Here is a 7,517-nt window from a genome sequence, read left to right as displayed (position 1 = left end):
AGGGCGATCGCATTGTCTGCCGAAAGAACCGCTTCTAGGGCCAACAACACCACCAGCAACAACAGGGTATCCAGTCCCCAGTTGGGTGAGAGTTCCAAGAGTTCATCAATCATGGGGCGAGGGAAGTTCTCCAAAGTTTTGGCTGCTTATCCTTATCGTCGCACAGCAGCGGTACAGCATTGTCCCAAGGACAGCACACTTAATCACTGGACTAGAATTAACTCAGAATTGTGATTGACCTTTAGAAATATTGTTCTGCCATGGGACTCATTAACAACATCTTAAAATCTGCAGGAAAGCTCGATCTGATTTCCTTAACCTTGTGCATTGCCGGTTCTCGCAAAATTTATCGTGACGATGATTATGGCCAATCCCCATGGCATATTTTTGCACCCAATTTGAGAATTTATGGTTTTGATGCCGATCCAGAGGCCTGTGATGCAGCAAATGCTGCCCTAGAAGCCCAAGGAATTACTTGGTTTGAGCGCCACTATCCCCTTGCTCTTGGGAAACAGGTGGGTGAATCAACCCTGTACATTACCAATGCAGTTCACTGTAGTTCCTTGTATGAACCGAATTTGAGCTATACATCACGGTTTCAAGGATTCAACCCCGGCTTAGGTGTTGCAGCAACCGTTCAAGTGGAAACAACAACACTAGATGCATTTGCCCAAACTGAGGGGCTGGAGAGTGTAGAGGTGCTCAAGGTGGATGTCCAAGGCGCAGACCTGGATGTTTTGCAAGGCGGTCAACATCTTTTAGCAGCAAGTACTTTAGCCATCTCTTTTAGCAGGAAGTACTTTAGCCGTCATTGTTGAAGTTGAGTTTTCGGAAGTTTATAGGGGGCAGCCGCTTTTTGGGGATGTTGATGCCTATTTACGGTCCCAAGGATTTGTACTTTTTGACTTACTGACCCATGATGGTTGGTGCCGATTGCCTCGCTACCTCTCACCTTTTCAGTCGCAGCGCCGCGCAGGCCAACTTCTATGGGCTGACGCAATCTACTTGCGGGATTTGCTCGGTGACGACCAACGGCAACACAATGCCCATCTACAAACCCCAGAGCACCTATTAAAGCTAGCAGCAATTGCCGATGCCCTGGACTTCCCTGATTATGCCTTAGAAATCTTGACCCAACTCACCCTTCGATACGGCGAAACTCCCCAGTGGAACTGCCGTTCTGAAATTTTTGCCATTTTAGAGCAAGCGAAACCTGTGATCAGTACTGATATCACTGACCTACCCATTGTGCAAGCGCTGTCTCAGCCAGTACCCTAGCTCTGAGGCAAAATGCGGCGGCTAAACTGCTGAATTTCCTCGCGAATGCCCCGTGGCAATTGGTTTTGTTTGGCAAGGGCTTGCTGGAAGTACTGCTGTGCCTCGGATCGATTGCCACTGGCGGCTAAAATCTGCGCTTTGAGGTATAGCAGTTCTGGATTATGGGGAGCCACCGCCAAGGCTTGATCAACCGCATTCAAAGCTTGCGGCCACTGCTGGCGATCGCGATAGGCCAAGGCCAGACCTCGATAACTCAGGTAATCGGGAGCAGCGTAGGTTTGCAGGGTTTGAATTGCCCGATCCATGCTGACAAAGCCGACATTACTGGCAATGCCCCACTCCATAAAGCCCCGCACCAGATTTAATTCCGGATCGCGAGGGTTGACCGCTTCAGCTCGCCCGACATGATCTAAGATTTGCTGTACACGCAATAGGGCGGCGGGGGCACCGGCCACAGGCCCTGCGCCAGCAGCGGAAATCTCATAGCCCGCCATCAGGAAATGTCCCACGGCTTGGTAGAGATTTCCCCGCAGGGGATCCCGCTTGGTAAGGGCTTGGGCAGCGCGGAGGGTTTCCTCAGCATAGCGTTTGTATCCTGCCCAATCTTCATTCAGGTAGGCAATGGCGGCAGCCAAGGTCAGGGTGAGCGGTTCTTGGCGATCGCGCTCTAGGGCAGCAGGCAGTAACTCTTTCCCTTTGACATAATTGCCATCGCGAAAGAGAGCCACAAAAACGGCTTCCGTTTGATCTGAAATGGGACGTGCCTGTGAGCCGGTGCGGAAAGGATCTTTGGCAAGGGCAGCGGTGCTGAGTACCCAAGGGGCGATCGCTCCACTAAGATAGAGAGCAAAGCGTTGCCATAGGCGCAGTTGACGGGTTTGCACGGTTATCACCTCCGGAGTCTATCTCTTGTTTTTAGTTCGCCATCTCAGCTACCACCCCCCTGCTACCCCTCAGCCCATTTTACGGGACATCAATTTAGAGCTGGGGACGGCTGAACTGGGATTGATTATCGGACCCAGTGGATCCGGCAAGACTACGCTACTAGAGATTTTAGCGGGCCTGGCCACCCCCAGTCGCGGAATCATTCAATGGCAGGATCAGGTTCTCACACCTGAGCATTTACAACAGTTGGCCGGATTGGTCTTTCAGTTCCCGGATCGCTACTTCTGCGGCAGTACCATTCTGGAAGAGCTGCGCTTTGGTCACCCGGAAATTCCCTACGAGAATTTTTACCGCGCCCTTGCGGATGTTGGCTTGGAGCACCTGCCTTTGCACACTCGCCCCGAATCCCTCAGTGGCGGTCAGCAGCGTCGCCTTGCCCTTGCGGTACAACTGGTGCGCCAACCCTACCTGCTCTTGCTCGATGAACCCACAGCGGGTCTGGATTGGTCAATGCGCCGCCAATTGGTACAGGTGCTGCGCCGCCTGAAGGAACACTGGAGCCTCCTTGTGGTGACCCATGAGGCCACCGAACTGCGGGAGATTAGCGATCGCACGTGGCAATTGGCAAACGGTTGTTTGATACCACTGACTTCTCAACAGTCAAGTTCTGTAATAAGTTTTAATACTTAGGTAGCAAAGCGTTGCAATTTGTTACCACAGAGGCGCAAAGTCGCTCCACAGCTTGATTTTCTGCTACAACCACAAGAGGTACAGCCCGTTGGGGAAAGAGAAAAGACGCTTAACACCTATCCAGCCAGGGGAGACGAGCCTCTCAGCATCGGTTCCCCGCAGTTACAAGGAGCTGTACATCCCACTTGGGGTTTGGTTTCGATCGTTACTAAGGAGTTTGAACGCATGTTCACCCACGTCAAGTCCACGATTCGGCATATCGCGCCAGCGGCGTTGAATGGGCGATCGCTGTTGCGAGTGGTGTATGTGGTACTTGAAGCCCAATACCAGAGCGCGCTATCGGCAGCGGTTCACAGCATTAACGACACCCATCCACAGGTGGCCATTGAAATCAGTGGCTATCTCCTTGAGGAACTGCGCAATCCTGAAAACTATGCCGCCTTCTGTGAAGACGTGGCGCGGGCGAATGTGTTTATTGCCTCCCTCATTTTCATCGAGGACTTAGCCGATAAGGTGGTTGAGGCAGTGCAGCCCTATCGCGATCGCCTTGATGTAGCAGTGGTCTTCCCCTCCCTGCCGCAGGTGATGCGCCTCAACAAAATGGGCAGTTTTTCCTTAGCTCAGATTGGCCAATCCAAGAGCGTCATTGCCAACTTTATGAAGAAGCGCAAGGAGAAATCAGGCGCTGGCTTCCAAGATGCCATGCTCAAACTCCTGCGAACCCTGCCCCAAGTGCTGAAGTACCTCCCCATTGATAAAGCTCAAGATGCCCGCAACTTCATGCTCAGCTTCCAGTATTGGCTGGGGGGGTCACCGGAGAACCTGCAAAACTTTCTCTTAATGCTGGCCGATCGCTACGTCTTCAAGGGTCAGCCCAATAGCCACCTCAGTTACCAAGAACCCATCACCTATCCCGACACGGGCATTTGGCACCCCTTGGCACCCCAGATGTTTGAGGATCTCAAAGAATACCTCAACTGGTTCAACAGTCGCCGCGATATTGGTGCCGATCTCAAAGATCCCCTCGCCCCCACCATCGGTCTGCTCTTGCAGCGTACCCACCTTGTTACGGGCGATGACGCCCACTATGTGGCGATTGTCCAAGAATTTGAATCCCAAGGGGCAAGGGTGATTCCCGTCTTCTCCGGCGGGCTAGACTTTTCGATGCCGCTGGAAAAATTCTTCTACGATCCCGTCAACCCTGAAAAACCCATTGTTGACACGGTGGTGTCCCTTACCGGCTTTGCCCTTGTGGGCGGCCCTGCCAAGCAGGATCATCCCAAAGCTGTGGCAGCCCTAAAAAAACTCAACCGCCCCTACATGGTGACACTGCCCCTTGTATTTCAAACCACCGAGGAATGGGAGGACAGCGATCTGGGCCTGCACCCCATTCAAGTAGCACTGCAAATTGCCCTCCCGGAACTGGATGGGGCCATTGAGCCTATCATTCTCTCCGGTCGGGATGGCATGACCGGCAAGGCGATCGCCCTCCAAGATCGTGTGGAAATGATTGTGCAGCGGGCACTGAAGTGGGCTAATCTGCGCCGCAAACCCAAGGTAGAAAAGAAAGTTGCCATCACCATCTTTAGCTTTCCGCCCGATAAAGGCAATGTTGGTACAGCCGCCTACTTGGATGTTTTTGGCTCCATCTACAAAGTTATGGAAGCCCTGAAAAACAACGGCTATGACGTACAGGACATGCCGCAGAGTGCCGAAGCTCTGATGCAAGACATTCTCCACGATCCCCATGCTCAAGTGGGAAGTCCTGAACTCAACATTGCCTACCGCATGAGTGTAGCGGAATACGAACGCCTCACCCCTTACGCCAAACGGCTGGAGGAAAACTGGGGTAAACCGCCGGGGCACCTGAACAGTGATGGCCAGAACCTGCTGATTTACGGCAAAGCCTACGGCAACGTCTTTATTGGGGTTCAGCCCACCTTTGGTTACGAGGGCGATCCAATGCGGTTGCTCTTCTCCCGTTCCGCCAGTCCCCATCATGGTTTTGCTGCCTATTACACATTCCTCAACCACATTTGGCAAGCGGATGCGGTGCTCCACTTTGGCACCCATGGCTCCTTGGAATTCATGCCGGGTAAACAGATGGGCATGTCCGGGGACTGCTATCCTGACAATCTGATTGGCTGTATTCCCAACCTCTACTACTACGCCGCCAACAACCCCTCGGAAGCTACCATTGCCAAGCGCCGCAGCTATGCCAACACAATTAGCTACCTCACTCCGCCGGCGGAAAATGCAGGTCTTTACAAAGGACTGCGGGAACTCAGCGATCTGATTGGCTCCTACCAAACCCTCAAAGACAGCGGTCGGGGGGTTCAGATTGTGAACACAATCATGGACAAATGCCGCATGGTGAATCTCGATCAGGATGTGGCCCTCCCCGACAAGGACGCTGCCGATCTCAGTGCCGAGGAGCGGGATACCCTCGTGGGCAAGGTCTATATCAAGCTGATGGAGATTGAAAGCCGCCTCTTGCCCTGTGGCCTGCACGTCATTGGTAAGCCACCGACAACGGAAGAGGCAGTGGCCACCTTGGTGAATATTGCCAGCTTGGATCGCCCTGAGGAGGGTATCAAGAGTCTGCCGCGGCTCATTGCCGAGAGCCTAGGTCGAGACATTGACGAAATTTATCAGAATAGCGATCGCGGGGTACTGGCGGACGTTGAACTACTGCGCCAAATTAACGAGGCAACCCGTGCCGCCGTCCGTGCGCTGGTGCAAGCCCAAGCCGATGCCGATGGTCGTGTCTCACGGGTCTCGAAGCTGAACTTCTTCAACATGGGACGCAAAGAGCCATGGATGGAAGCTCTCCATGGGGCGGGCTATCCCCACGTGGATGCCGCTGCCCTCAAGCCCCTCATGGAGTATCTGGAATTCTGTTTGCAGCAGATTGTGGCCGACAATGAACTGGGGGCACTGCTACAAGCCCTTGAAGGTGAGTACATTCTCCCTGGACCGGGTGGCGATCCCATTCGTAACCCTGAGGTCTTGCCGACGGGTAAAAACATCCACGCCTTAGATCCCCAGGCCATTCCCACCGCCGCCGCTGTGCAGTCTGCCAAAGTCGTGGTGGATCGCCTCCTCGCGCGGCAAAAGGCGGAAAACAACAACCAATGGCCGGAAACCATTGCCATGGTGCTCTGGGGCACAGACAATATCAAAACCTATGGCGAGTCCCTTGCCCAAGTGCTGTGGCTGGTGGGGGCACGGCCACTTCCCGACTCCTTGGGACGGGTCAACAAAGTGGAACTCATCCCCCTAGAGGAACTGGGGCGGCCACGCATTGATGTTGTGGTCAACTGCTCTGGAGTATTCCGCGATCTATTTATCAACCAGATGGCGCTCATTGACCGAGCTATCAAAATGGCGGCTGAAGCCGATGAACCCCTGGAGCTGAACTTTATCCGCAAGCACGCCCTGCAACAGGCCTCAGAATTAGGGATTGAGCTGCGGCAAGCCGCGACGCGGGTCTTTACCAATGCCTCTGGTTCCTACGCGGCCAATGTCAACCTCGCCGTAGAAAATAGTTCTTGGGAGCAGGAGTCGGAGCTTCAAGAGATGTACCTCTCCCGCAAGTCCTTTGCCTTCTCGGCAGATTCGCCGGGGACAATGCAGCAGGCGCGGCCCCTCTTTGAAGCGGCTCTTAAAACCGTGGATGTGACATTCCAAAATCTCGACTCCTCAGAAATTAGCCTCACGGATGTCAGCCACTACTTTGACTCAGACCCAACTAAGCTAGTGGGGGCACTGCGAGCTGACGGCAAGCAACCCAAGGCCTACATTGCCGACACCACCACGGCCAATGCCCAAGTGCGTACCCTCTCGGAAACCGTTCGCCTCGACAGCCGTACCAAGCTTCTGAATCCCAAGTGGTATGAGGGGATGCTCTCCCACGGCTACGAAGGGGTGCGCGAGATCTCGAAACGACTGGTAAACACAATGGGCTGGTCTGCGACCGCAGGGGCTGTGGATAACTGGGTTTATGAGGAGGCGAATGCCACCTTTATTCTCGATGAGCAGATGCGGCAGCGGCTGCTGAATACCAATCCCCACTCTTTCCGCAAAATGGTGAGCACCTTCCTCGAACTCCACGGCCGGGGCTACTGGCAGACCAGTGAAGCCAATCTGCAACTACTGCGACAACTCTATCAAGAGGTTGAGGACAAAATTGAAGGAGTTGAGTAAACAACGTTAACGCTGTGCCCGCGGGGGGTCTTCCCCCCTTTTCATTTGGTTGCCGATGTGGTCGGAACCCCTAAACGCCTTGGGGGAACGGAAGCCATTTAAGCTCGGCTTGAGCGCAGCAGGAAACTCCGGCCTATCGCTACGCCGGCGCAAGCTCACAGGCCGAGAAAGATGTCAACAACTTAAAAGCTCCCTCGCACTATCTTTGTTAATTTTTATTCCTGTAATGGTAATTCCAGTCCTGCCAACTCTTACTGATGATTCGGGTAAGGGAGTACGCTAGATTGGGTGCTAAAAGTCTGAAGGGAAGTCTCGACTTCCTAATAAATCCAACGATACTGAGCACTAAGCAGGCGATCGCAGGCGCTTAACAGGTGAATAAATGACCGGCCTTCGCTCCCTTCTCAGGCAATTGGCGGGGGAAGAAACCCCTGTTCGTCTTTTTGGTTCTCGCCCTG

At 53.7% G+C, this 7,517-nt stretch carries 5 protein-coding genes; 4 read left to right on the top strand and 1 reads right to left on the bottom strand.

Features of this window, described 5'->3' with window-relative positions; all coding sequences use genetic code 11:
* Positions 1 to 260 precede the first annotated feature (260 nt).
* Both Q0683_RS05230 and Q0683_RS05225 read left to right on the top strand, forming a co-directional pair.
* Positions 261 to 818: an FkbM family methyltransferase gene (locus Q0683_RS05230; protein WP_298976630.1), complete on the top strand. Its 558-nt coding sequence runs from the start codon at positions 261 to 263 to the stop codon at positions 816 to 818.
* Positions 819 to 933: 115 nt separating this feature from the next.
* Positions 934 to 1,278 (top strand): hypothetical protein, encoded by a 345-nt coding sequence (locus tag Q0683_RS05225; RefSeq protein WP_298976628.1) that lies wholly within the window; start codon positions 934 to 936, stop codon positions 1,276 to 1,278.
* On the opposite strand, the gene Q0683_RS05220 is transcribed toward Q0683_RS05225, so the two are convergent.
* Positions 1,275 to 2,171 carry a Sll0314/Alr1548 family TPR repeat-containing protein gene (locus Q0683_RS05220; protein ID WP_298976626.1) on the bottom strand — a complete coding sequence of 299 codons (897 nt, stop codon included), beginning with the start codon at positions 2,169 to 2,171 and terminating at the stop codon, positions 1,275 to 1,277. The genes Q0683_RS05225 and Q0683_RS05220 overlap by 4 nt on opposite strands.
* Positions 2,172 to 2,187: 16 nt before the next feature.
* Between Q0683_RS05220 and Q0683_RS05215 the strand changes: the two genes are divergently transcribed.
* Together Q0683_RS05215 and Q0683_RS05210 are read left to right on the top strand one after the other, a co-directional pair.
* Positions 2,188 to 2,853: an ABC transporter ATP-binding protein gene (locus Q0683_RS05215; RefSeq protein ID WP_298976624.1), complete on the top strand. Its 666-nt coding sequence runs from the start codon at positions 2,188 to 2,190 to the stop codon at positions 2,851 to 2,853.
* A gap of 225 nt (positions 2,854 to 3,078) precedes the next feature.
* Positions 3,079 to 7,059, top strand: a complete 3,981-nt coding sequence (locus tag Q0683_RS05210; protein WP_298976622.1) for a magnesium chelatase subunit H — start codon at positions 3,079 to 3,081, stop codon at positions 7,057 to 7,059.
* The last annotated feature ends 458 nt before the right edge of the window (positions 7,060 to 7,517 follow it).

The sequence above is a fragment of the uncultured Thermosynechococcus sp. genome, assembly GCF_938074695.1.
In the GTDB taxonomy this organism is placed as follows: domain Bacteria; phylum Cyanobacteriota; class Cyanobacteriia; order Thermosynechococcales; family Thermosynechococcaceae; genus Thermosynechococcus.
The sequence above is the reverse complement of the archived record's forward strand: the minus strand, read 5'-3'. Positions and strand labels throughout refer to the sequence as shown.